The organism is Ruminococcus gauvreauii (assembly GCF_025151995.1).
GTDB classification, from domain to species: domain Bacteria; phylum Bacillota; class Clostridia; order Lachnospirales; family Lachnospiraceae; genus Ruminococcus_G; species Ruminococcus_G gauvreauii.
In genome coordinates this window covers 1,310,112-1,335,871 of sequence record NZ_CP102290.1, presented here as the reverse complement: position 1 = coordinate 1,335,871, position 25,760 = coordinate 1,310,112, and the positions used below count along the sequence as shown (strand labels likewise).

Annotated in this window: 24 protein-coding genes; 16 read left to right on the top strand and 8 right to left on the bottom strand. The window is 50.5% G+C overall.

Annotated elements, in window-relative coordinates; all coding sequences use genetic code 11:
- Nucleotides 1–87 precede the first annotated feature (87 nt).
- The 9 genes from NQ502_RS06465 (at nt 88) to NQ502_RS06425 (ending at nt 9,668) form a co-directional block, all read left to right on the top strand.
- Nucleotides 88–2,373: a hydratase gene (locus NQ502_RS06465; RefSeq protein WP_028530409.1), complete on the top strand. Its 2,286-nt coding sequence runs from the start codon at nt 88–90 to the stop codon at nt 2,371–2,373.
- Nucleotides 2,374–2,487: 114 nt separating this feature from the next.
- Nucleotides 2,488–4,485: an HlyD family efflux transporter periplasmic adaptor subunit gene (locus NQ502_RS06460; protein WP_028530410.1), complete on the top strand. Its 1,998-nt coding sequence runs from the start codon at nt 2,488–2,490 to the stop codon at nt 4,483–4,485.
- Nucleotides 4,486–4,496: 11 nt separating this feature from the next.
- Nucleotides 4,497–5,684, top strand: a complete 1,188-nt coding sequence (locus NQ502_RS06455; protein ID WP_028530411.1) for an ABC transporter permease — start codon at nt 4,497–4,499, stop codon at nt 5,682–5,684.
- A 96-nt stretch (nt 5,685–5,780) separates the two neighbouring features.
- On the top strand, nt 5,781–6,401 hold the full coding sequence (locus tag NQ502_RS06450; protein ID WP_028530412.1) for a flavodoxin family protein: 621 nt from the start codon (nt 5,781–5,783) through the stop codon (nt 6,399–6,401).
- A 15-nt stretch (nt 6,402–6,416) separates the two neighbouring features.
- Nucleotides 6,417–6,947, top strand: coding sequence for a hypothetical protein (locus NQ502_RS06445; RefSeq protein WP_028530413.1), 531 nt, complete (start codon nt 6,417–6,419; stop codon nt 6,945–6,947).
- 68 nt (nt 6,948–7,015) lie between these two features.
- Nucleotides 7,016–8,149 (top strand): GGDEF domain-containing protein, encoded by a 1,134-nt coding sequence (locus NQ502_RS06440; protein WP_028530414.1) that lies wholly within the window; start codon nt 7,016–7,018, stop codon nt 8,147–8,149.
- 158 nt (nt 8,150–8,307) lie between these two features.
- Nucleotides 8,308–8,823 (top strand): hypothetical protein, encoded by a 516-nt coding sequence (locus NQ502_RS06435; protein ID WP_028530415.1) that lies wholly within the window; start codon nt 8,308–8,310, stop codon nt 8,821–8,823.
- 2 nt (nt 8,824–8,825) lie between these two features.
- Nucleotides 8,826–9,152 carry a hypothetical protein gene (locus NQ502_RS06430; RefSeq protein ID WP_028530416.1) on the top strand — a complete coding sequence of 109 codons (327 nt, stop codon included), beginning with the start codon at nt 8,826–8,828 and terminating at the stop codon, nt 9,150–9,152.
- Nucleotides 9,153–9,158: 6 nt separating this feature from the next.
- On the top strand, nt 9,159–9,668 hold the full coding sequence (locus tag NQ502_RS06425) for a hypothetical protein (RefSeq protein ID WP_028530417.1): 510 nt from the start codon (nt 9,159–9,161) through the stop codon (nt 9,666–9,668).
- 62 nt (nt 9,669–9,730) lie between these two features.
- Here NQ502_RS06425 and NQ502_RS06420 read toward each other — a convergent pair whose 3' ends face one another.
- Nucleotides 9,731–10,498 (bottom strand): polysaccharide deacetylase family protein, encoded by a 768-nt coding sequence (locus NQ502_RS06420; RefSeq protein WP_044983689.1) that lies wholly within the window; start codon nt 10,496–10,498, stop codon nt 9,731–9,733.
- 196 nt (nt 10,499–10,694) lie between these two features.
- On the opposite strand from NQ502_RS06420, the gene NQ502_RS06415 reads away from it, so the two are divergent.
- Nucleotides 10,695–11,300, top strand: a complete 606-nt coding sequence (locus NQ502_RS06415; protein ID WP_028530419.1) for an HdeD family acid-resistance protein — start codon at nt 10,695–10,697, stop codon at nt 11,298–11,300.
- Between the two features lie 61 nt (nt 11,301–11,361).
- Here the strand turns inward: NQ502_RS06415 and NQ502_RS06410 are convergent, their stop codons facing one another.
- Together NQ502_RS06410 and NQ502_RS06405 are read right to left on the bottom strand one after the other, a co-directional pair.
- On the bottom strand, nt 11,362–13,449 hold the full coding sequence (locus NQ502_RS06410; RefSeq protein ID WP_028530420.1) for an FtsX-like permease family protein: 2,088 nt from the start codon (nt 13,447–13,449) through the stop codon (nt 11,362–11,364).
- The gene (locus NQ502_RS06405; RefSeq protein ID WP_028530421.1) at nt 13,446–14,192 is read right to left on the bottom strand and encodes an ABC transporter ATP-binding protein; all 747 of its coding nucleotides are present in this window, start codon (nt 14,190–14,192) and stop codon (nt 13,446–13,448) included. The genes NQ502_RS06410 and NQ502_RS06405 overlap by 4 nt, the downstream gene beginning before the upstream one ends.
- A gap of 163 nt (nt 14,193–14,355) precedes the next feature.
- Between NQ502_RS06405 and NQ502_RS06400 the strand changes: the two genes are divergently transcribed.
- Both NQ502_RS06400 and NQ502_RS06395 read left to right on the top strand, forming a co-directional pair.
- The gene (locus NQ502_RS06400; RefSeq protein ID WP_242830316.1) at nt 14,356–15,081 is read left to right on the top strand and encodes a LytR/AlgR family response regulator transcription factor; all 726 of its coding nucleotides are present in this window, start codon (nt 14,356–14,358) and stop codon (nt 15,079–15,081) included.
- A gap of 15 nt (nt 15,082–15,096) precedes the next feature.
- Nucleotides 15,097–16,389, top strand: a complete 1,293-nt coding sequence (locus NQ502_RS06395; protein WP_028530423.1) for a sensor histidine kinase — start codon at nt 15,097–15,099, stop codon at nt 16,387–16,389.
- 49 nt (nt 16,390–16,438) lie between these two features.
- Here NQ502_RS06395 and NQ502_RS06390 read toward each other — a convergent pair whose 3' ends face one another.
- The 4 genes from NQ502_RS06390 to NQ502_RS06375 form a co-directional block, all read right to left on the bottom strand.
- The gene (locus NQ502_RS06390; protein WP_028530424.1) at nt 16,439–17,602 is read right to left on the bottom strand and encodes a pyridoxal phosphate-dependent aminotransferase; all 1,164 of its coding nucleotides are present in this window, start codon (nt 17,600–17,602) and stop codon (nt 16,439–16,441) included.
- Nucleotides 17,599–18,093, bottom strand: a complete 495-nt coding sequence (locus tag NQ502_RS06385; protein ID WP_028530425.1) for an Lrp/AsnC family transcriptional regulator — start codon at nt 18,091–18,093, stop codon at nt 17,599–17,601. Before NQ502_RS06385 ends, NQ502_RS06390 begins: the two co-directional genes overlap by 4 nt.
- Before the next feature lie 159 nt (nt 18,094–18,252).
- Nucleotides 18,253–18,729 carry a hypothetical protein gene (locus NQ502_RS06380; RefSeq protein ID WP_028530426.1) on the bottom strand — a complete coding sequence of 159 codons (477 nt, stop codon included), beginning with the start codon at nt 18,727–18,729 and terminating at the stop codon, nt 18,253–18,255.
- Nucleotides 18,730–18,777: 48 nt separating this feature from the next.
- Complete coding sequence (locus tag NQ502_RS06375) at nt 18,778–19,587, bottom strand: NYN domain-containing protein (protein WP_028530427.1); 810 nt, start codon at nt 19,585–19,587, stop codon at nt 18,778–18,780.
- Nucleotides 19,588–19,714: 127 nt separating this feature from the next.
- On the opposite strand from NQ502_RS06375, the gene NQ502_RS06370 reads away from it, so the two are divergent.
- The 3 genes from NQ502_RS06370 (at nt 19,715) to NQ502_RS06360 (ending at nt 23,471) form a co-directional block, all read left to right on the top strand.
- Nucleotides 19,715–20,563, top strand: coding sequence for an aminotransferase class IV (locus NQ502_RS06370; RefSeq protein WP_028530428.1), 849 nt, complete (start codon nt 19,715–19,717; stop codon nt 20,561–20,563).
- Complete coding sequence (locus tag NQ502_RS06365; RefSeq protein ID WP_242830317.1) at nt 20,526–21,458, top strand: LysR family transcriptional regulator; 933 nt, start codon at nt 20,526–20,528, stop codon at nt 21,456–21,458. The genes NQ502_RS06370 and NQ502_RS06365 overlap by 38 nt, the downstream gene beginning before the upstream one ends.
- 63 nt (nt 21,459–21,521) lie before the next feature.
- Entirely contained in the window at nt 21,522–23,471 is a 1,950-nt protein-coding gene (locus tag NQ502_RS06360) for an oxidoreductase (protein ID WP_028530430.1), read from the top strand.
- 98 nt (nt 23,472–23,569) lie between these two features.
- Here the strand turns inward: NQ502_RS06360 and NQ502_RS06355 are convergent, their stop codons facing one another.
- On the bottom strand, nt 23,570–24,439 hold the full coding sequence (locus NQ502_RS06355; protein ID WP_049898552.1) for an AraC family transcriptional regulator: 870 nt from the start codon (nt 24,437–24,439) through the stop codon (nt 23,570–23,572).
- Nucleotides 24,440–24,717: 278 nt separating this feature from the next.
- On the opposite strand from NQ502_RS06355, the gene NQ502_RS06350 reads away from it, so the two are divergent.
- Nucleotides 24,718–25,707: a substrate-binding domain-containing protein gene (locus NQ502_RS06350; protein ID WP_049898554.1), complete on the top strand. Its 990-nt coding sequence runs from the start codon at nt 24,718–24,720 to the stop codon at nt 25,705–25,707.
- The last annotated feature ends 53 nt before the right edge of the window (nt 25,708–25,760 follow it).

Sequence of the window (25,760 nt, the reverse complement as noted above, 5' to 3'; positions counted from 1 at the left end):
CCGGAAGGGCTTTTCTTTTGAGCAGGTTAATGCTATAATGTTACAAGATTTTTATCATGCGGATATATAGAACAGGAGGATAAATCAATGATTCAATTATATGAAACCGGCGCCTATCTGCTGAACGGAACAGAACTCGTGGCGGATACACCGGATGCACAGGCGGTTTTGCAGAGTAAACTGGGGAGCGCACCTTCAAAAGAGGAAGCCGCAAAGAATACCATTGCCTATGGGATTCTGGCTGATCACAATACATCAGGCAATATGGAAAAGCTTCAGGTAAAGTTTGACAAGCTGACCTCACATGACATCACCTTTGTTGGGATTATTCAGACGGCGAGGGCTTCGGGACTGGAGAAATTTCCGGTACCGTACGTACTGACCAACTGTCATAACTCTCTGTGTGCAGTCGGCGGAACCATCAATGAGGATGACCACATGTTCGGACTGACATGTGCGAAAAAATACGGCGGTGTCTATGTGCCGCCCCATCAGGCAGTCATCCATCAGTTCGCACGCGAGATGCTCGCATGCGGCGGCGGCATGATCCTGGGTTCTGACAGCCATACACGCTACGGAGCACTCGGAACCATGGCGATGGGTGAAGGGGGACCGGAACTTGTAAAGCAGCTGCTGGAGCAGACATATGACATCGATATGCCGGGTGTGATCGGCGTTTACATGACGGGAGCGCCGGTGCCGGGCGTAGGTCCGCAGGACGTTGCGCTTGCGATCATCGGAGCCGTCTTTGCTAACGGTTATGTAAAAAATAAAGTGATGGAATTCGTGGGACCCGGCGTTGCCAACTTGAGTGCGGACTTCAGAATCGGTGTGGATGTCATGACGACAGAGACGACGTGCCTGTCCTCTATCTGGAGAACAGACGATAAGATCAAAGAGTTCTATGAGATTCACGGAAGAGGCGGCGATTACAAAGAGCTGAATCCGGGGGCTGTCACGTATTATGACGGCATCATTCATGTTGAACTGGATAAAGTGAAGCCGATGATCGCTATGCCGTTCCATCCGAGCAATACCTATACAATAGATGAACTGAATGCGAACCTGATGGATATTCTGGATGATGTCGAGAAGAAAGCTCTTGTAAGCCTTGACGGTAAGGTTGACTTCTCCCTGAAGGATAAAGTAAGAGACGGAAAACTCTATGTGGAGCAGGGAATCATCGCAGGCTGTGCCGGCGGCGGATTTGAGAATATCTGTGCCGCGGCCGATATCTTAAGGGGTTCAGGTATCGGTTCGGATGCCTTTACATTAAGCGTATACCCGGCAAGTACACCGATTTATATGGAGATTGCAAAAAACGGCGTTCTGGCAGATCTGATGGCGACAGGTGCAGTTGTGAAGACGGCATTTTGCGGACCGTGCTTCGGTGCCGGGGATACTCCGGCAAATAATGCGCTGAGTATTCGTCATTCTACGAGAAACTTCCCGAACCGCGAAGGCTCTAAGATTCAGAACGGACAGATTTCTTCCGTTGCACTGATGGATGCACGTTCGATTGCGGCAACTGCGGCAAATAAAGGATATCTGACACCGGCGACGGATTTTGCCGGAGAGTACACAAATCCGGTGTATCATTTTGAAAGTTCGATCTACGAGAACCGGGTGTTTGACAGCAAGGGCGTGGCGGATCCTTCTGTTGAGATTCAGTTCGGTCCGAACATCAAGGACTGGCCGGCGATGTCTGCACTGACAGACAACATCGTGCTGAAAGTGGTTTCTGAGATCCATGATCCGGTCACAACCACGGATGAACTGATTCCTTCCGGGGAGACTTCATCCTACCGCTCGAATCCTCTCGGACTCGCGGAGTTTACGCTGTCAAGAAAAGATCCGGCGTACGTGGGACGTGCAAAGGAAGTGCAGGCCGCAGAGAAGGCAAGGACAGACGGTCAGGATCCGTGTACTGCTCTGGCTGAGCTCGCACCGGTCATGGAAACGGTGAAGGATTCCTTTGGCAATGTGTCACCGGATAATACCGGAATCGGAAGTACGATCTTTGCAGTGAAGCCGGGCGACGGATCTGCGCGTGAGCAGGCGGCGTCATGCCAGAAAGTGCTGGGCGGTTGGGCAAATATTGCGAATGAATATGCAACAAAGAGATATCGCTCAAATCTGATCAACTGGGGTATGCTTCCATTTCTGATTCCGGAGGGCGAGCTGCCGTTTGCGAACGGAGACTATCTGTTTGTTCCGGATATCAAGAAGGCAGTGGAAGAAAAGGCCGGGGAGATCAAAGCATATAATGCCAGCGATTCCATGAAAGAATTTACCATGCAACTGGGTGACCTGACCGATGATGAACGTGAGATCATTCTGAAGGGATGCCTGATTAACTATAACAGAAAATAGTATCACTCCTGCGGGATTTTCGCATTTCTTTCACAGCGTGACCACAAAATGAACACAAATCTCAGCTATCCTAAAACAAAATAATGCATATAAATGCAATGCACGGAGGCGGAGATGAAAGGAAGCGGATTAAGAAAAATCTCAAAAAAGAAGATTGGAACGGGCATCATAATAGTGATTGTGCTGGCTGGGGCGGGCATTGGTTTCCTGCTGCTGAGGGGCGGACGTGCTGCGGCGATGCAGCTGACCGTAACTGCACAGGAGACAGCTGCGCGGAAAGGCAGTATTTCCAATACGGTTGTGGGGACGGGAAATCTGGAGGAAGACGCAGGCGACACACAGAAGGTTCCGGCAGGTCTGGAATATGACGAGATCCTGGTGGAGACGGGTGATGAGGTGCAGGCCGGGGACAGCCTCGCAGTCATTAACAGGGCATCACTGCTTAATATGATTGTAGAGACGCAGGAGAAACTGGATTCACTGGGAGATGATATCGAGGATGCGGCGGAGGAAGATTCCGGTTCCTATGAATATAAGGCGCTGGCTGCTGAGAAAGAAGAGGGCGAAGCATTTCTGGAGGAGCTGAAGGCGCTGACAGAAACCTATACGATCACTGCACAGCAGGCAGGTACAGTCCAGTCGGTAAGCTTAACATCCAAAGATGATACAACGTCAAAAAGCAATTCGGACAGCAGTGCCGGAAGCAGTACCGGGAACAGCAGCACCGGAAACAGCGGCGGCGTGACGGGTACGGCGGCAGGCTTTGCGGCAAAGACAGCCGGTGGGTTTCTGTATCTGAACAGTACAGAGAATGTACAGGCGGAGGAAGCGGCGGAATTATCTGAAGGCAGCCTGGATGGCTCAGCCGGGGTGCTGACCCCGGATGCAGATGAAGACAGCGGCAATGACAGCGCACAGGAGGCGGAACTCATCAGTGACTGCCGGGATTTGTCACTGCAGATTCCGCGTACCGGAGATCCCATGGAAAAGTCCATCGATATGACACGGTATGCAGGAACCGTAAACTGGTCAGAAACAGAGGAACATTATACAGCGGACGTGTGCCTTACAGCAAACAACGGATACGCGTTTGCCGCTGACATTCAGCCTGTGATCAATGGCGGCACAGTATCGGAGTGCAGTGTAAGCGGGGAGGGTGAAGGAAATCAGCTGACGTTTAGACTTACGGTAGATAAACAGAGCCATTCAGAGCCCGAGTCAGGACAGAGCAACGGGAACAAAACGGATACCGGAAATGAATCGGAGAGTACCAGCGGTGCGGGGACGGAAGGCAATGCAGGCGGCAACAGCGATACCGGGAGTGCAGGCGGAACCGCAGATGCCAATTTGGACGGAAATATATCAGGTCAGGTGTCCGATTCCGGTTCGGCAGGGAGTGTGACGGCAGGGAGTGTATCAGCGGACAGTGGAGTAACTGGAAGTACAGCGTCAGGGTCCGAATCGGAATCCGGTTCCGGCGCCGGGAGTATTGATGCCAACCACACACAGGCATTTTCCATTGCATCGGGAGATAAGATGCTGCTCTCTGTGAATGTGGATGAACTGGATATTCTGTCTGTTGCGGTCGGACAGGATGCCGAAATCACATTTGACGCACTGGAAGGACAGTCGTATACCGGTAAGATCACCGAAATCTCAGACAGTGCAAGTGTCAGCGGAGGCGTCGCCAGGTATGCAGTGAAGATAGAACTGGCAAAGGATGAGAACATGCGGGCGGGAATGAACGCCTCGGCGACGATCACGATCGAGAGTAAAGAGGATATTATCACGATTCCGCTGAATGCACTGCAGGAACAGGGCGGCAGAACGTTCGTCTATACACAGAAGAATGAAGAGACCGGGCAGCTAAGCGGCGAGACAGAGGTGGAAACCGGATTGTCAGACGGCGAGAATGTTGAGATCACCAGCGGTCTGTCGGAAGGCGATACCGTTTATTATCATAAGACAGGAAGTTCAGAGTCAGAGGACAGTATCATGGTGCCGGATGGCGGCGTGATGATGTTCGAAGGCGGTGCAATGCCGGATGGGGGAGGCGGGAGGCCTTCCGGTGACTCAGGAGGCGGTCCGGGCGGCGGGGCGCCGGGAATGTAGGGGGAAGCGGTATGATATTTCAGTCACTGAAGATGGCGTGGAGTGCCATCACATCGAATAAAATGCGTTCCTTTCTGACGATGCTCGGCATCATCATCGGTGTCATGTCACTGGTCGTGCTGGTGTCTATCGTGAACGGCGCGACTACGTCCGTGACGGATTCCATCTCTGATATGGGGACGAATCTGCTGCGGGTGAGCATCACGGATGACAAGGAAAATCCCCTGCGCCTTTCAGAACTGCAGGATTTTACGGACAATGACGATATTGCGGCGGCGGCTCCGACAGCACAGAGCAGCATGACGGGGAAAAGCGGCTACACGAGTGAGACAACGACTGTATATGGGACAACAGGCGATTATCTGGACATCATGGGACTGAAACTTGGGTACGGACGGTTTCTGAAAAGTCCGGATGTTGACAACCATTCCTATGTGGTGATACTGAGCTATGATGCTGCCATAGAACTCATCGGGCGTGCCGACGCCGTCGGTGAAACGGTAGCGCTTGACGGCCGCAGCTTTGAGGTCGTAGGGGTGCTCGCTGAAGATACATCCGGAATGAACTCGATGAGTTCGTCTTCCCCGGTGCTCGAGGCATACATTCCCTACACGACGCTCACGCGTATGGCGGATAATGTGCTTTACGTCACCAGTTTTTGCGCCTCTGCGGTGAGTGAAGAGACTCTGGATGCTGCCGAAGCAACGCTGACAGAGCTGATGATGAACAGGTTTGGACAGGATGAAGACGCATTTACGATACAAAACCAGTCAACACTGATGGAGACGATGAGCAGCGTCACGGATACCATGTCGATGATGCTTGGAGGAATCGCTGCGATCTCGCTGCTGGTAGGGGGAATCGGAATCATGAACATCATGCTGGTCTCTGTCACGGAGCGCACACGTGAGATCGGCATCAGAAAGGCGATAGGCGCGAGATCGTGGAACATCATGCTTCAGTTTCTGATCGAGGCGCTGGTGGTCAGCCTGATGGGATGTATGATCGGTATCGGGCTGTCCTGGGTGATTCTGAAGATTGCGGGTATGGTCATGGACTCCATGAGCTTTCAGCTGCAGTCCGGCGTGGTCTGGCTTGCGGTAGGATTTTCCGCTGTGATCGGCGTATTGTTTGGAATCTATCCGGCGAAGAAAGCGGCCGGAAAACATCCGATCGAAGCGCTCAGGCACACCGGATGATGCAATATTCCTGTGGATGCATTGCATAAGCTTACCTGATGATGTAAAATGATAGAGACAAAATCAGGTAAACACCAATGCAAAAGGAGGAATATGATGAAAGTAGTTCTCTTGAACGGCAGTCCGCACAAGGACGGATGTACGTATACGGCGCTGTCGGAAGCGGCGCGTGTGCTGGAAGATCAGGGAATTGATACGGAGATTCTTCAGCTGGGGACCAGGCCGGTACGCGGATGCATCGCCTGCGGCGCCTGTTCCAAAACGGGACGCTGTACATTTGACGACGATGTCGCGAATCTCTGGATTGACAAGATCAAAGAGGCCGACGGGCTGATCGCGGGGTCACCGGTATACTATGCCGGACCGAACGGTGCATTCTGCGCAGTTCTTGACCGTATCTTTTATGCTGCCGGCAGTGCGTTCCGGTTTAAACCGGCAGCCGCAGTCCTGAGTGCGAGAAGAGGCGGGGCAAGTGCGTCATTTGACCGGCTCAATAAATATTTTACCATAGCGGAGATGCCGGTTGTGGCATCCCAGTACTGGAATGCCGTGCATGGGAATACACCCCAGGAGGTGAAGCAGGACAGAGAAGGACTGCAGATCATGCGCACGCTGGGAAGAAATATGGCATGGATGCTGAAAGCCGTGGAACAGCAGAGAAACGCTGACGGAGTTCCGGAACGGGAACCGTGGACACCGACTAATTTTATTCGATGAGGGGAGAATACCAGAATGAACTTTTCAAGAGAACAGGCTGCTAAGGGCCTGAAGCTGCTTTTTTGGGCGGCGATCATTGCACTGTTTTCATGGGTGCCGCTGGTTGGCATCGTCGCTGCGGCACTGAACCTGTACGCGCTGTATACACTTTCGACGGCTGCGCCGGGATACAGGACGGCATTCAATATTAATATCATAAGTCTTGTGATAACTGTCGTAAGCATCTTCTTTAAAGAGGGAGTAATAGCGGGTGTCTTGAGTGCGGCGATCAGTGTTTTGAGTTTCCTGTCGGTGTACTACATTTGCAGTACCACAGCCTCAGATTTTTTAAACAGTTTTTACGCCGGACTGGTCAGTCAGGCGAGAGTGATCTGGATACTTTATGCTGTGTGCACCATCGTGATGCTGATCTGTAAGATGTTAATATATATTCCGCTTATCAATATCGGAGCGGCGCTTCTGGCGCTTGTGGTTGCAATTGTTCAGATCGTTGCGGGGATTTTGTATCTTATCTTTTTGTGGAAGAGCCAGAAGGCGTTATCCTGATGACCAGAGGCAGGAAACTGTGGTATCATGAAGTACGAAATTTCAGTGTTGAAGGCGGATGAGAAAATATGCAGAACCGATATATCGTACAGATAAGAGAAGAGTATGCCAAAATTGAAGACCAGTGGCTGGAAATACATAAGAAGATCAATCTGTGTTCGGCAATTGCATCGTTTGGGATTGAACTGGTGATGTTTTTCGTACTTCACGGCATGCATGTGGTTACAGCCACAGTGCCGGTGTATATACTCAAGTACATCGCAGTTCCAACAGCGTTGAATTTTGCTGTTGTCGGAGTTATGTATTTCTTGGTTCACAAATACAGGGAGAACAGAATCCTGAAGCGTTTTGCAGTCTCTATGTGTCTGATTGCCATCTGTTTTATTCTGTTTTCCGCGCACAATATCTTTACGGCTCTGTATATGTTGTTTGGAATTCCGATCATGCTGACGACAGTCTACGGAGATTACCGTCTTACTACGGCGGCGGCAGTGATCAGTATGGCGGCGGAGGTGGCAGGTGAGCTGCTGATCTTCTGGGACCCGGATAAGGTCAGTATCCTGATGGACAGCATGGAGGTGATCAATTTTCTGATCTCTCTGGTCATTCTGGTCGGCGTATACGCGGTTGCACTGGTTATCATCTATTTCGAGAGGCAGAAAAATGAAGCCAGTATCAAAAAGGAGCTGGAACGCTACCGGCTGGAGCTGGAGCTGCTGAAAGATAACCTGACTTCCCTCTACAACAGGGCCGCACTGCAGGAACAGCTGCAGGTTATGGAAAACAGCAGTGAAAGTTTTATCTTCGTGATGATTGACGTGGATGACTTTAAGAAGATCAACGATACGATGGGGCATATGAGCGGTGACAATGTTCTGAAAAAAATGGCTGATATACTGATTCAATACTGTCAGGACAATCCCGCGTTCAGGTTTGGCGGAGATGAATTCTGCATTCTGTTTAAAAATAAGACATCCGGGGAAGTTGCAGAGATATGCAGGGGGATTCAGGCAGAACTGAGAAAAATCTCGGATGTGGAGGGTATCCGGGGAGTGACGGCCAGTTTTGGCATCGCGGTCTATGAGACCGGGCTGCCGGCGGAGTGTCTGGTGGAATATGCAGACCAGGCATTGTATGATGCGAAAAAGAATAAGGGAAGCATCAGCATCTATGAGAAGAGTGCGAATCGAGACAACGGTTGAACCGGGGTCTCTTTTTCTTTGCCCGTTCACTTTATCAAATTCTTAGAATAAGCTTACGAACATTTTACACACCGTTGATAGTGCAAATGGAAGATAAAGGATAGAGTAAACAGTGTCAGACAGAAAATAACAAATCGAACCACAGGGAGGAAAACACCATGAAAAAAAGAATGTTGGCTATCTTAACCGCAGGGGCGGTGTGTATGGCAATGCCTTTGACTGCATTTGCAGAAGAGACGACACAGGAACTGACCGCTACACTTACGGCAGATCCTGCTTACACCGTGACCATCCCGGGTACTGTTTCCATGGGAAATGACGGGGCTGTCGTGGATGTGACGGCAGAAGACGTAGAGAATCTTCCGGAGGGCCAGAAGATATCTGTGACCATCGCAGGAACACAGGCGTACAGAAATCAGATGGTTCTGGAATGCAATGCGGCGGACAGCCCCACGGGCATGAATACATCGATCCGCTATCAGATCATTCCGGAATCCGGAGAAGTGATCGAGACCACAGGCGATAAGGACCAGGCAAATGGAAAAGAAGTAGCGGCATTTACGGGAAGCGAGACCAAACAGTATACGATCATGCCGGTTATCGCCGGGAGATATGAGTACAATGTTGCATACACCGGAAATATTACGTTTGGAATCGGACTGGCAGACCTGTAATCATGAAAGCGGGAAGAAAGAAACTCCTGTTTCTGGTTACGGCTTTGCTGATGGCATCCATTCCGGTGAAGGTGAATGCATCCCGGACCGATCTGTATCTGAAAATAGAGGAACCAAAGGACACACCAACCGATAAAAAACAGTCTTCCTCATCGGTCAGGTCCCCGGGCGGCAGTGTGCGAACGGTATCCGGAAGCGATAAGGTGAAGAATGTCAAAACGGGAGACACATCCGCGGTATTCTTCCTGACGGCGGTGTGCCTGTCAGCCGGAGCCGGTATCTGTATGATGGTGTATCGCAGAATAAACAGATGTGAAAAAGGAAGATGACAGGATATGAAAAACAGAGTAACGGGAAACAAATGGGTTACGGTATCAGTTATGATTCTGGCGGTTCTCGCTGTGATCTGCGGCATCTGGTTTTTCCGGCAATATAAACATACCGGGGACAGCGGCATCGCCGACAGGGGACTGGTGATTGCAGATGATGCGTCTGCCTGGACGCAAAATCTGGAGGACAGGTCCGGGGGAGAGCCGGGAATCAAAATTCCGGGATACAAAGAGCTGACAATATCTGAAAATGCGGAAAACTTTAACATGTCACTGGTAAATCCGGAAGACAATCCCTGCTATTTCAAATATACACTGGAGGTTGCCGGGGCATCCGATATCTTATATGAATCAGATTTGATCAGGCCGGGAACGGCGATCACCGAATTTGCGGTTTCCAACCTGCCGGATGCGGGGGACTATGACCTGTATATTAATATCAGTACGTACTCCATGGATGATTCGATGAGTTCCATGAACGGTGCGCAGGTTAAAACAGTTCTTCATGTTGTATAGGAAATCAGCGCCAAAAGACCGATCTGTAAGAGCTGTGCTCTGCAGAACGGTCTTTTGATATTTCAGTCCGGAATCTGTCTGCAGTCCTGATCCATATGAAAGTTCTCCCGATAAATCAGCCTGGAAACAGGAACAAACTCGAACCCTTTTTCTTTCAGGAGTTTAATGAGCGGATCGAGCGCTTCCGCCGTGTACTTGGCGCCGTTGTGACAGAGGATGATAGATCCGTTCCCCAGGCGCCTGTGATTATAGACGGCATCAATGATGGAATCTGTGCCGTAATCTTTCCAGTCCATGCTGTCGATGTCCCATAGAATCGTGAAGTATCCGTTCTCTCTGGCGGTTTGAATGACCAGATCATTATAATCACCGAACGGAGGACGAAACAGCGTCATATCCGCGCCGGTCAGTTCTTTTACTTTTTGATGAACAGTGAGCAGTTCTTCTGTCTGCTTTTTGGCGTCGAGACCGTTCATATCAGAATGCGTGGCGCTGTGATTTCCCAGATCATGACCTGCTGCCTGAATTGCTTTTATATCTTCCGGGTAGGCGTCGACCCAGCCTCCGGTCACAAAAAAAGTGGCGGTGACATCGTTGGATCTGAGGATTTCCAGAATCCGGGCAGTGTCTTCATTGCCCGATGCGGTATCGAAGGTCAGGGCGATCTGAGGGCTGTCTGTCTGGACACATTTGATCGGGAGCTCACTGCTGCCGGATGCGCCTCCGGAGACTGTCAACTGCCCCTTGATGTTGCTCCAGTATAAGACGGACAGTGCTGATATCAGGCAGAAGGTAAATGCCAGAAGGGCACCGTATCCCCGTGTTTTCATAGAATGCTCCCTTTTATCAGGTTTCTCTATATATATGCGGGTTGGGATGCAATCTTTCCGGTGAATGGGGGGATGCCTCCGACAAAAGTCAAAAAACAGAAAGATTACGGTTAAAATTCGGAGAAGATCGTGTTATTATATAAGATAAGTGAAAATCTACTGACACACTGGCTATCGAGGGCAGGGGGGAACTGAGTTGAAAAGATTTGTAAAGGAATTTAAACGGGATTACATGATAATGGCATTGATGTGCATTGTTGTAGGAATATTATTCCTGTTTTTTCCGGTGTCTTCCGGAAAGATCATTTGTTACATGATTGCCATTCTATTCGGTGTGATGGGCGTGATACATATTGTGATTTACTTCCGGAAGGCGATCGATGATTATATCTTCCAGATGGATTTTGCGCGGGGTCTGATGGAGGCGGCCTGCGGGGTGTTCTTTCTGATCAGGCCTGAGCTGCTGCTTGGCATTTTGCCCATTGCGCTTGGAATCCTGGTCATAGTTGACTGCTTTGTGAAGATTCAGCACGGGACGAACCTGATGCGCATGGGATATGAATACTGGTGGGTGGTCATGCTGCTCGGCATTGCGGCGGGTGTGCTGGGGATCTTCATGCTGTTCAATCCTTTCGGGACGATGAAGGCACTGATGATTTTTATCGGAATTGCCCTGATCGCTGATGGCCTGATGGACTTCTGGACACTTTTCTGTGTATCCGGGCTGTTGAAGCGGATCTCTGAACAGGTCCTGGAGGAGGATATTGTACTCTATGATGATGAACAGAACCGGAGGGCATGAAAAGAGCGTTTCCCGTATCAGCAGAAGCTGAATACAGGAAACGCTTTTTTCATGTCAAAAATTAAAGGTCCAGTATTTTTCGTACGCTCCTCAGAGTGAAGCGGTAGAACAGCCAGATGACCAGGGTCATGATTATGACAAAAACGGCACAGTTTCGAAGACCCGCGAGTTCACCTGGAGTCAGTCCGTCGTCGTTAAAATACATAATCATAAAATACAGCAGATACATTAGAACAGTTCCCACAATCACGGGCGTCTTAAATACCTTCCCAATCTGACTCCTGACAGAGGCGTACAGGTAATTTTGGTCAGCGCCCAGATGTTTCAGATCGTCATAGACCTGCCGGTTGATATATGCAACAGTCATGCACCGGGTATAAGCGATCACAAATACTGCGGCAAAGCAGATGACGGAGATAAATACAAACAGCATCAGAAAGACTGCAAATGTTGTGTTAAAGTCATTCAGATCCATGATCCTGAACATCGGCGTATATTTCCAGTAGATTTTGAATTCAGACGAGTAGAGGTCTTTATAATGTAAGCTATAATTATCCATATCGTATGTCTCGCCGTTTTCTTCGGCGCGCTGCCTGATGATGCGGTCATAAGAATCGGCGACTTCACATTCCGGACCAAAACGACGGACGATCTCCTCGTAGAGGTTTCTTGCAAATGCATAGGAGGCGTCCACATCCTTTACGTTAAAGACGGTCAGGTATTCCTTCCATTCCGGGGTGGAACCCTCGGTAATCTTCTGATAGTCCGCATCGTCCAGCACGTAGTAATTAGCGGCGAGCATATCGTCATACGCATATGTTTCAAATGCGATATCCATCTGCAGACCTGTTACCGGATTCGTAAGCTTGGTGATATCATTTGGGATCATATAGCTGCCGCTTCCGTCTTTTGCAAGGACCGCACGCAATTTCCCCCTGGGCACATCGATGGAAGTGCCGGTTATCTTTGTGAAATCAGATTCAGACAGAAAGTTGCCCTCCCGGTTTATTTCCAGGTATTTCAGATCATACGTTCCGTTGGAGTGCTCAATCTGCTCATATCCGTCGGTGGCAATATTCGTGGTCTGTACCTGTGTGTAATCTGTGATATCGACATTGTAAATGTCAGCCATATCGCGGATATCAGCTTCTGTCAGCATATTCTGGTCCTGACGGTAATGGAACATATAATCATATGGACGGTTGTCAATGCTCATCCGGCTTCCTGTCGTGAGCATCGGCGCATAAAATGAGGCAAAGTAGGCGCCTGCAAGAAGTACTGTGATGATGAGCATGTTGTTGACCGTCTGGCGGCCCTGAAATTTCATCATGCTCCGGGTTATAATATCCTTATAACGGTTCTTTCCATGTCTCCAGCCGTGTATCACGGTGTAGAGCAGCAGCATATACAGTCCCGCAAAAAGCGGAAGATAGGCGATATTGATCCATGCGGGCGGGTACCAGTGCAGTACGGTAATGCAGAAAGAAGGGAGGATATAGCCGCCAAAGCCGCCGACTGCCATCAGCAGGATTCCGACAATGCCATACCATGGACGGACATCGTGAACGGGTTCGCTCCTGCGCTGTGCATTGACGATATCGATGATATTGGTCTGACGGATGAAGCGGATACTCATAAAAAACAGTGCAGCAATCACGTAAAGCAAAAACACACCGGCAAATAAGTAGGCCTGAGCAGAAAAAACAAAATCCATCTCAGGACTGTTGACGAGCAGCGTGCCGAACAGTTTCCAGATGCCGAACGCCAGAGGAGTGCCGAGAGCCGCACCCAGAAGGCAGGCGCCGACTGCGATCTGCATCAGTTCCTTGAAAAGCTGCCGGTGCAGCTGGCTGGCAGAGGCGCCGAGTGCCAGAAAGATACCCGTATCCTTTGCCTTATCTTTGAAAAACAGTGCTGCCGTATAAGTTACAAAGACACCGCAGCCGACAGCGGCGAGTATGAAAACTGCCATGACCTGTTTGCGGGAATCTCCGCCTTCCGGCAGGATCGTCAGTACTGTCGGCGAGCGCATCATAGTGACGTACGCCGTGATCAGAAGGACTGAGAAAAAACAGCAGAAAAACAAAAGCCGGTAATGCTTTTTGTGATGGCGGCGCAGTGCCTGATTGATCTGTGTTAAGGTCTTCATACATTATCACCACTCATTTCTTTGATAATTTCGAGAAGCTGATCCTGAAAGCTGCTTCTGTTGCCGCCGTTTTGGGCGATACAGAAGATGCTGCCGTCCTTCAAGATAATCACGCGGTCGCAGAAAGAGGCTGCGTAGCTGTCATGCGTTACCATAAAGATCGTGGCATTCAGCTCATGGCGTGCCTGTTCAAAGGAGCTGATGACAGCCTGGCTGGATTTGGAATCCAGATTCCCGGTGGGTTCATCTGCCAGCATGACCAGAGGATGGTTGATCAGAGCACGGGCGACTGCGGTTCGCTGTTTTTCACCCCCGGATATTTCGGCGGGATACTTGCCGCTGATATGCGTAATGCCGAAGATGCCGCAGAGACGGTCTGCCTCTTTTTCCATGCTGCTGTCGATCCGCCCGCTGATGATTCGAGGGAGCATGATATTGTCACGCACTGTCAGGCCGTCCAGCAGCATAAAATCCTGAAAGACAAATCCCAGCTTCTGATTACGGATATGCGCCAGTTCATTTTCGCTTAAGGAGGCAAGATTTTCATCTCCCAGCCGGATCTCTCCTTTATCAAACGGGATATAACAGGATATACAGTTCAGAAGAGTCGTCTTTCCGGAACCGGAAGGGCCCATGACAGCCACAAATTCACCCTTTTCCACTTCGAAAGATACATCTTTTAAAACCTCGTAGTTCATATTTCCGGTATGATAAGTTTTGTATAAATGCTGTATTTTCAGCATAGTCGTACACCTCCATTAGGTTATGTGATTTCTTTGCTGCAACTCTATTGTAAGGCACAGGCGCATCCCTGTTCCCCTCCAATTTTGTCATATTTGACACAAAATTTGTAACGTTTGGTTCCGGTACTTTTTAACCGGGGAAGAATGTGTTAGAATGGGGAACATGACAGAAGAAAGAGGTGAAGATGTGATACAGATTGCCGTGTGTGATGATGAAAAAGGACAGAGGAGTGTGCTGCGGGAGATCCTGACTTTGCATCTGCAGCTGAAGGCGGAGGCGCATGAATTCTATGAATTTGCATCGGGAGAAGAACTGTGCACTGCCTGCCTGAGAAACAGTTTTGATCTGATCTTTCTGGACATTGAGATGAGCGGGATGAACGGCATGGAGACGGCCAGGCAGCTGCGGCAGCTGGGTGTGCAGTCGGTCCTGGTCTTTGTGACGGCATATCCTGATTTCGTGTTCCAGGGATATGAAGTACATGCGTTTCATTATATATTGAAGCCGTATAAAGAGAAGAAGATCAGAGAAGTGGCAGACGCTGCCCTCAGAGAGATTGCCGGCCGTGAGGCAGAATATTATCTGATCCCGACGGGAAGCGGAAGCTACCGGCAGAACCTGCGGGAAGTCTGCTACTTCTACAGTGACCGGCGCAGAATCACGGCAGTGACAAAATCAGATAAGAAGACGTTCTACGGGAAGCTGGACGAGCTCCAGAAAGAACTGCCGGACTATTTCCAGCGTATTCACCAGAGATATCTGGTCAATATGAATCAGGTTATGGAGACGAAAGACAATTCCGCGCTGGTTGGGACAGAGATACTTCCGGTGAGCCGGGCACACAGACAGGAGTTCCTGATCGCATTTGCAAAGAGAATGTTAAAATAGGGGGGATAATACGAAATGGAAGCAATAGGAACAGCCGCCCGGCTGGTTCAGTTTCTGCTGATGTTGGGGACTGCTGTCGTATTCATGCGCATGACGGGGGCATTTGCAGAGACCAGAAATCAGCTGTGGGCAAAAATACTGATTGCCTTATCCCTGATTCCTGTTTCGAGTATTGTCATTTTCAATGGTGATATTGTAAATATTACGTACGCGGGTATCTGGTATCTGATCGTGGTGATGGCGGGGTACAGGGGAAGACTGATTAAAAAGCTGTCCGCCGTCCTGATTCTCTATCCGCTGGTGGTGGCGGTCAATTTTCTGGTTCCGTATGTGATCAGTATTGAGTATAACAGGTATCCATCCCCCCGCTGGTATCTGGAACTTTGTCTGCATGCGCTGCTTTGTCTGCTGGCATGGCTCGGTATCTATCAAACGTTTTTTGGCAAAATCCGAAGGGCAGGAAACTATCTGACCATACAGATGTGGGCGATGCTGGACGTCGTGTCACTGATGCCGCTGTTTGTCACAGGATACGTCATTATCATAACCACGGAAGCGCAGGTAGCCTTCAGTATAGGTATCACGGTCATCAGCTTTATATCCAATCTGGGAATTTTATACCTTATCACCTATATGATAGAAAACACAAAGGTCCTGCTGGAGAACGAAAACCTGCACCAGGAACAGGAATATTACCGGGAGCTGGAACATAACCAGAAGGAGATCCGGAGGCTGCGCCACGATATGAATAACCATCTCGCCGCAGTGGACGCCCTGCTGGAACAAAAGGAGACGGAGAAAGCCCGGGCATATTTTGCAAAGCTGTCTGCAGCGGCCGCGGGGACGAACCGTTCTTTCTGTAAAAACAGCCTGGTCAATGCGGTACTTGCAAGCAAGTATCAGCGGGCGGAAGAACTGGGAATCGATCTGTTTTTCAATATCGACCTGGGGGAGGAACTCTGGATGGATGAAGTGGATGTCTGTTCTCTGTTTGCCAACACGCTGGACAATGCGATGGAAGCCTGCATGCAGATCCGTGAAGCCCAGGAGCGCAGGATAGAGCTGCGTGCCCGGATAAGCGGGGGATATTTCAGTTTTCAGCTGGAGAATCCTTATGTAAATGAAATCACATTCTGCCATGGGGAGTACCGCACAACGAAGCGTGACCGCAGGCAGCACGGGCTGGGAATCGGAAAGGTCCGTGATATTGTAGAAAAATACGGAGGGAATCTGAAGATATCCCACCAGGGCGGCATTTTTTCGATAGTTGCCATTATTCCCAAAGAAGGCGTGAATCCGGCTGAATGATCAGCGGGTCTCACGCCAAAACACAATCTGTTTTATATCGTCGTTCAAGTCAGCCGCGAAGTCTCGTGATAAAATTTTCCAGGCGGCTCACGGCTTCTTTTAATTCCTGGATAGAATATGCATAGGAAAGCCGAAGATAACCTTCGCCGCTCTCACCGAATGCGCTGCCGGGGATAACCGCAAGTTTTTCTGATTCCAGCAGCTTCAGTGCAAATTCTTCGCTCGTCATCCCGAATTCCCGGATACTGGGGAACATATAGAACGCTCCCTGTGGCTTAAAACAGGGAAGATTCAGCCGCTGCAGCTCATGGTGCAGATAGTTCCTACGCTGGTTATAGGAGATACGCATTTCTGCAACATCCTGATCCCCGTTAGTGAGCGCTTCCACAGCAGCGTACTGGCTGACCGTCGGTGCGCACATGATGGCAAACTGGTGGAGCTTGAGCATCTGTTCCATGATCTCATGATGGGCGGCGGCATATCCGAGACGCCATCCTGTCATCGCATACGCCTTCGAAAAACCGTTGATCACAATGGTGCGGTCGCGCATACCCGGGAGTGACGCGATGCTCGTGTGGGGCTCACCATAGGTCAGTTCACTGTAGATCTCATCGGATATCACGATCAGATTATGCTCTCTGGCCACCTCTGCGACAGCTTCCAGATCACCTCTGCTCATAACAGCTCCCGTCGGGTTATTGGGAAATGAGATCAGCAGCGCCTTGGTCTTCGGTGTGACGGCGGCCTCAAGTTCTCCCCTGGTCAGACGAAATTCATTTTCCTCGCGGAGAGGAATTCTCACAGGCACGCCGTTTGCCATGATGATGCACGGTATGTAGGATACGAAGCACGGTTCGGGACAGATGACCTCGTCACCATCGTTCAGGATGGTGCGCAGTGCAAGATCAATCGCTTCACTTCCGCCTACTGTCACTAGGATCTCATGCTGCCAGTCGTAAGTATTCTGAAGGCTTCGTTTCAGATAATCGCTGATCGCGCGGCGGAGCTTTGGTGTTCCGGCATTTGACGAATAAAAGGTCTTACCGTCTTTCAGTGTGCGGATTCCCTCCTCGCGGATATGCCAGGGAGTGTCAAAATCAGGTTCTCCCACGCCCAGTGAAATTGCATCCGGAATATCGGAAACGATATCGAAAAACTTACGGATTCCGGAAGGGGCAAGGGCAACGACACGTTTGGACAACAGTTCTCTCATGGTGTCACCACCATCCTCTGATCTGGTTTCCCCGCTTCCAGGTCAACACCCAGTTCTTTATATTTGGTCAGCGTAAAATGTGTGGTCGTACTCTGTACTTCTTCGATTGATGCGAGCTTTGAGTTGACAAACATGGAAATTTCTTTTAAATTCCGTCCCTTCACCATGACCAGAAAGTCGTAGGAACCGGACATCAGGTACAGGGTCTCGACCTGGGGGTATCCCTTGATCTCGTCTGCCAGCCGCTGGTATCCATCTCCGCCGTGAGGGGTTACGCGCAGTTCAACGAGCGCCTCCACGTCGTCTTCACGCACCTTGTCCCAGTTGATCAGGGCGCGGTATCCGCAGATCACATGCTCTTTTTCCAGCCTTTCCACTGTGGTCCGTACCTCCTGTTCGGGTTCGTCAAGCATGACCGCCAGATCTCTGCAGCCAAGCGTACAATCTTTCTCGATGAGCTTTAATAACTGCTCCTTTTTATTCATATCCATCTGTTAACCCTCCTGTTCTGATGGTGAGTAGCGTTCTGATAAAAATCACCCCCGGCAGCCGTGTGTTCACGGGATAATCGATGTGAGACCGGACACCGGCTATACGGGCGGAACCGCACTCCTTTCGGAACCTGGGGATATTAAAAGTATATCACTATTTTAACAAAATACAATAATCTTTTCCGGCGTTGTCTGGGCAGGGATACTTCTGGTGGTGTTGAAGTAATATACGAGCAGAATGTGGCCGCCGGGAGAGCAGTCAAAACGCTGACCGTTTACCGTGGTCACATTAGTCGAACGGCTGATATTCAGGCTCAGTGTTCCGTCGGATGAGGTCAGGTCTTTGCCGAAGTAGTCCAGTTTGACATTTTCATTCGGCCTGAGTACGGTGATCATCTCAGCGCGGTACTGCGGGGGAAAGATCAGAGGAACGGGCAGATCGCTGTCATAAAAGGCGGCAACACGCATTCCGGGCCGGAGTCTCGTGCAGCCCACTACGAAGGTTTCCGGCGCTACGACAAAGTTGGTAATGCCGCCGGAAGACATGATGGATATCATGCGGTTGCAGCATTCTCCTGTCATTGGTGTGATTTCCCGTATAATGCCGGTAACGGGTACAAAAGATTGATAAGGCATATAAAACCCCTTTTTCTTTATCCTATGAGAAAAAGGGGGAAAGGGTACTTATTTTGCTTTGAAGTATATCTGCTGCTGGTGGCTGCCATTGGAGATCCGGTTGATCTCATAATCGCCGAGCGACTTCACGAAAGGTGTCAGTTTGGCGTAGCCAAAGTTACGGACGTCGAAATCAGGAAGACGCTTTGACAGCTGGTCACCCAGTTTTCCTGAGAAGATCCAACCGTCCTCGTCGGAGAATTTCTCTACGATCGCGGCAATCGTCAGTTTGATAACGTCCAGATCGGACTGCGGCTGTATGTCTTCCGGCGGCGGTGCTGCGGATTCTTTTTTGCTGGCTCGGCTCTTTTCTTTCACCGAGGACCTGATTTCCTTTATCAGGGGACGCTCGGCCGCAGCTTTCTTTTCCTTTTTCTGCTGATTGGAGAAGAGGAGATCCAGGTATTTAAACTGGTTGCATGCTGCGATAAAAGGTTTCGGGGTCTTGCTCTCGCCCATACCGATGACCTGCATGCCCGATTCCCGAAGCCGCGCTACGAGCCGGGTGAAATCACTGTCCGAGGAGGCGATGCAGAATCCGTCTACGGTTCCCGAGTAAAGAATATCCATCGCATCGATGATCATCGCGCAGTCCGTCGCGTTCTTTCCGGAAGTATAGCTGTACTGCTGCATCGGGATAATGGAATTGTCCAGAAGCACAGATTTCCAGGACGCCAGCTGCGGACTTGTCCAGTCTCCGTAGATCCTTTTGTAAGTTGCGACTCCGCTGTTTGCGGTTTCCTCCAGAATGATTTTAATGTATTTATCAGATATGTTGTCTGCATCAATCAGTATGGCAAATTTTAATTCGGTTTCCATGTACTTACCTCAATCATTTTTTATCTATACTATACCATTTTCCGGATGCAGGCGTAAAGGCTAATCTTTACATTTATTGGATGATCAAGTATCATGGAGGAAGGAAACCAAAAGAGGAGGACGCCGGATGAAAGATATTGGCTACTACAACGGCGAAACAGGGAGAATAGGGGAACTGAGAGTGCCGATGACCGACAGAGCGCTTTACTTCGGGGATGGATGTTATGACGCGGTAAGGATCGCCAACCGTGTCCCCTTTGCGCTGAATGAACATATCGAGAGATTTTATGAAAGCTGCCGGCTTCTGGAGATCGAATTTCCGTACGGCGCGGAAGCGCTGAGAGAGATTCTGACGGGGCTTGCCGGTGAGCTGGACGATGATGAGGGCATGCTGTACTGGCAGACGTCACGCGGGCTCGCGCCGCGCGGGCATGCATTTCCGGAGACGGGGGGAGACGCAAGCCTCCTGGCATATGCCTGCCCTGCCAGGATGTGTCCGATTGACCAGGAATTCCAGATCATCTCGCTGGAAGATACCAGGTTCTATCACTGCCACATCAAGACGCTGAATCTGCTGCCGAATGTGATCGCATCCCAGAGGGCAAAGGAAGCGGGATGCCAGGAGGCCGTGTTCCACAGAGGGGAACGTGTGACGGAATGCTCGCGCAGCAGTATTCTGATGCTGAAGGACGGCGTGCTGTGTGCGCCTCCGCTTGACCGGCTGATACTGCCGGGGATTACCAGAGCACATTTGCTGCAGCTGGCAAAAGGACTGCTGATTCCGGTGAGAGAGGAGGCGTTCTCATTACAACAGCTGCGTGAGTCGGATGAAATCATCGTCTGCAGCTCCGGCGCATTGTGCAACCGGGTATCGAAGCTGGATGGACGGGCTGTCGGAGGAAGGGCGTCTGGACTCCTCAGGAAACTTCAGGATGCATATGTTGATAAGTTTAAAAGAGAGACGGGTCAGAGATAAGCAGATGGATATTAAGGATTTGCAGTATTTTCATGTGGTATATGAGGATAGGAGCATTAACCGTGCGGCGGGCAAACTGTTTATCTCCTCTCAGGGCCTGAGCAAGATCATCCTGAAGCTGGAGGAGGAGCTTAAGACAACTCTGTTTGAACGGAGCAAGAAAGGAGTCCGCCCCACGGAGAGCGCGGTTTTTCTGTATGAGAAGGCGGAAGAGATTATCCGGCAGTATGAGGAAATCCGGCACGGGATCTATCAGCTGACGGTCAAGGATAATACGCTTCGGCTTGCGTGTGCGAGAGGTGTGCTGAACGCGCTTTCTTTCGAGCTTTTGATGGATTTTATACGGGGACATTCCGGGATCGAGGTGGAATGGGTGGAGGAATCCAACCAGGACGTCAAGGAGAAGATTGCGTCGATGCAGGCGGAGGTGGGGATCGTAGTCGGACATACCAGGCTGCCGGAGGTGCAGGAGATGAAGCTGGCGAGCCGTGCAATCCGGCTGATCGTTTACCGGGGACATCCGCTGTATGAGCGCAGTGAGATCGGCATTGATGAACTGCGTGGCGAGCGCATCATTATCTTGAACGAACAGTTTGAGATTTATCACACGTTTGCGGGGGTCTGCAGGGCGAAAGGGTTCGAACCGGATATTGCAGCAAAGACGGTGGACAGCAGCTTTTTGTATCAGCTCTGCAAGGGAGGTGTCGGCATCGGTGTGGTGATCGATTTTTCCACGGAACATTTTCGGATGGACGGAGTGCGGGTCATACCGCTTCGGGAACGGATCACGTGGGATATTTATCAGATCTGGAATAAAAAGAGCGCCCGGTATCCCAATGTCCGGGAGTTTCAGCAGTATCTAACAAATCGTTGTAAGGTGGCAGAGGATTATTGATAGTCCGCGCCGCCTTTTTTTGTTATGCTGGAATCAGAACACAGAATATCGAGGAGGAAAACAATGAATTATAAATATCCGAATTTATGTAAACCCATCAGGCTGGGAAATGTCACGTTCCGAAATCGTATGTTCTCCGCGCCGATGGGCGGCACGGACATCACGGCGGACTGCTGTATCGGAAGAGGGTCAACAGGTTTCTATGAACTCAGAGCCAAAGGAGGTGCCGGAGCGGTTACAGTCAGCGAATGCATGGTGCACCCGGAGACGGACGGCTCCCATGCCTTTCACCTGGATCTGGCGACGCCGGGCTCTCTGTCAGGATTTACATACACAGCAGATGCCATCCGCAGACATGGCGCAATCGCCAGCGTGGAGCTGTCGCATTCCGGTCAGTATGCGGGAACGTATCTGACAGACAAGGACAGGAAGAGAGGACTGGCGCAGTATGGTCCAAGCGCCGGCGTACGGCCGGACGGCCTGGAAGTGAAGGAACTGACGAAAGAACAGCTTGCGGACATCGCGGCCGCCTACGGACACTGTGCGGAGCTGGCAAAGCGGGCGGGCTTTGAGATGGTGATGGTACACGGAGGACATGGCTGGCTGATCAACCAGTTCCTGTCACCGTATTTCAACCACAGGACCGATGAGTACGGCGGTCCGCTCGAAAACCGGGTTCGGTTTGCGAAAGAAGTTCTCGACAGCGTGCGAAAGGCAGTCGGACCGGGCTTCCCGATCGAATTCAGGATGAGCGGCTCAGAGCTGTTCGAGGGCGGTTATGACCTGGAGGAAGGTGTAGAGATCGCAAAACAGCTGGAGAGCCGCGTGGAGCTTCTGCACATATCCGCCGGCACATACCAGCGGGGGTTCTCAGTGACACATCCGTCGATGTTCCGGCCGCACGGCTGCAACGTCTATCTCGCGGAGGAGATCAAGAAGCATGTGAGCGTGCCTGTCGCGACGCTGGGGGGGCTGAACGATCCGGCGATGATGGAAGAGATTATCGCGTCCGGGAAAGCCGACGTGGTGGAGATGGCGAGGGCCCTGCTCGCGGATCATGAGCTGCCGCGTAAGGTGATGGCTAACAGGGATGAAGACATTGTAAAATGCCTGCGGTGTTTTACCTGTATGGCGGAACGTGCGGTGACCTCGACGAGACGGTGTACGGTCAACCCGCTGATCGGGCGGGAGCTGGACGGCACGGAAGTACTGCCCGCAGCGAACAGAAAAAAAGTCCTGGTGGCGGGAGGCGGACCCGGCGGGCTGAAGGCGGCGCTGACGGCCGCACAGAGAGGTCATGAAGTCATTCTGTGCGAGAAGGAAGACCGGACAGGAGGCATTCTAAAAGGGGAAGAGGCAATCCCGTTTAAGCATGAGATGTACGAGCTGGGAGTCACCCTTGAGAAGCTGGCACGTGACGCGGGAGTTGAGATTCGTCTTAACACGGAGGTGACCCGGGAGTACGTGGACCGGGAGAATGTGGATGCGCTGATCATTGCGGTGGGCTCCGCCCCGCTGATTCCTCCGGTGGAAGGGCTGGACGGCAGTCAAGTTGTCGTTGTCAATGACTATTATCTGAAGCAGGATCAGGTGGAGGATGAAGTTGTCGTGCTCGGAGGCGGACTGGCAGGATGTGAAGCGGCAATTCATCTGGCTCAGGAAGGAAAGTGCGTGACTGTCGTGGAGATGCGGGATGAGGTTGCCGTGGATGCCAATATCAGACACCGTCCGATTCTCCTGACGGAACTGGCAGACAAAAATGTAAGGCTCTGTACGGGATACCGGGGGCTGCGTGTGACCCGGGAGGGCGTCATTTGTCTGAATCCGGAAGGAAAAGAAGAACTGGTTCCGGGAAAAACGGTCATCTGTGCAGCCGGTCAGCGGGCGCGCAGGGAAGTCGCGGACAGTCTTCTGGGAACAGCGCCTTATATCGCGCAGATCGGTGACTGTGTGCGCCCCTCCACAATCACGACGGCAGTCTATCAGGGATATCACGCTGCGCTTGATATTTAAAATCATTTATTACTATAACAGGAAAGCTGCTTATCTAACCATATGTTATGTGTCTGGCGGCAGGCACAGTGTTGGCTGGATAAGCAGCTTTTTTGCTTTTATGGCTGAAACCCTTCCGGGTCAAAGAACTTGCGAAACATGGCGGGCGTCGTACCTGTGATTTTTTTAAAGGTCCGGATAAAATGTGAGGAGCTGGAGAAACCACATTGTATCGCAATGACTTCTATCGTACTCCTCGTTTCTGTCAGCAGCTGTTTGGCGTGGCGGATCCGGATGCCGGTCAGATGTTCATATGGAGCGCAGCCGGTCTCATTCTTAAACACACGGGAGAAATGATACTGGCTTAGCGAGGCGTGATCAGCAATGTCCGACAGACTGATCGGTTCATGATAATGGCTCAGCATGTATTCCTGGGCTTTTGCGACCGGGGCGCTCACAGCGGAAGATTCCTGCAGTGTCAGAACGCTTAAGATATTGTGAACGAGAAAAGAAAGCTTGTGATCGTTCGGAAAATCGCCGGAAATCTCATCCTGAAGATAATTAAATAAAAAAGAGGTTTTGGCACGGTTTAAAAAGTGGACCCCGTGTTGTCTGTAAAGCATATCAAAATATGCCTGAGAACAGTTGCCGGTAATCATGTATGTCTGAAGACGGAGCGGTCCGAGTGCCCTGTAATAATGCGGGAACCGTGCATCGAGAAATACAACATCGCCGGAAGTGGCGGTAAAGGATTTTTCACGGTATTCGAAAAACATCCCTCCGTCCACAATACGGAATAAGACAAGGGTATCCAGATAATTCCGTCTGACCTTGTACGGTACATCACAGACGTACTCATCTCCCCACAATACGCAGAACAGGTTCTGGCGGGCAAACTGTGACGGCGAGTGAAACCCGCCGCCTTTTTTCTGGAGTATTCCGGGTTCCACGGGTATGACGGCATCTTCCTGAATTTTTTCAATTGACATTGTGAATCCTCCTTGCAGCAATATATGTATATTGAAGAGCAGCATTAGCTAGTGAAAACAACATAAACTTATTATATTATAAATTACAGAGATACACAATCAACAAAAATCATAAAAACAGAGATAAAAAATTGAGAAAAATGACAAAAAAATATAAAATTATATTAATATTCAAACAGCAATAAAAGATCATTATAAAAATATGTTAGAAGCATCACGCGATGTTTTTATAGAAAAACATGAATTTCCACAGGAAAAGGTGAAGGAGGATTTTTTTCATGAAAAAGAGACTGGCATGGTTACTGATTGGGACAATGATGGTGAGCACACTCGCAGGATGCGGCGGCAAGTCGGAGAAGTCAGCGGAATCAGCAGCGGCAGATGAGGCTTCCGCTGAAGATGTTGGAGAAGCCGAGGGGGATATTGAAATCGGTTTTTCCGGAGATTACCTGAGTGACTTTATGGCTAACGTAGTCAAGGGAGTGGAGACCGCAGCTGCAGACAACGGCGCCAAGGTTACGGTTCAGGATGCAGAGTTTGATACGGCAAAACAGCTGCAGCAGGTGGAGAATTTCATCAACGCGGGTGCTGATGCAGTCGTCGTAAAACCGGTTGATTCTGATGCGTGTGAGCCGATGAAAAAGGCATGTGAGGAAGCGGGCATTCCATTCATCGTTGTCAACTCTGAGAGTAATGCGGGCTGTGACGTGTATGTAGGATCTGACCATAAGTATTCCGGACAGCTGCAGGGTGAGTTTGTGGCGGAAAACCTGCCGGAAGGCGGAAAAGTCGGTATCCTGATGGGTGAGATGACGGTACAGGCATCCACACAGAGGACAGAGGGTGCAAAAGAGGCGATGGCAGTTAATGATAAGATTGAAGTGGCATCCGAACAGGAAGCCGGCTGGATGCGCGACGAGGCAATGCAGAAGATGGAAAACTGGCTGAACTCAGGGCTTGACCTCTCCGCAGTGATCGCTAACAATGATGAGATGGCGATTGGTGCAGCCAAGGTCCTCAAGGAGAATGGCGTGGAGGGTGTTCTGGTCTGCGGCATCGACGCGACAGAGGATGCGCTGAACATGATTAAGAGCGGTGATATGTCCATGACTGTATTCCAGAACGGCTACGAACAGGGCTATCAGGGGGTTGTCTCCGCAATCAAGCTGGTGAACGGGGAAACAGTGGAAGAGTACGTGGACGTGCCGTATGAGCTGGTGACAGCAGAAAAAGCAGACGAATACCTTGAGATTGTCACCGGACAGTAGGCCATAACAACGATATGATCAGTCAAGATGAGGAAGGGAGTGTTCCTGCTCCC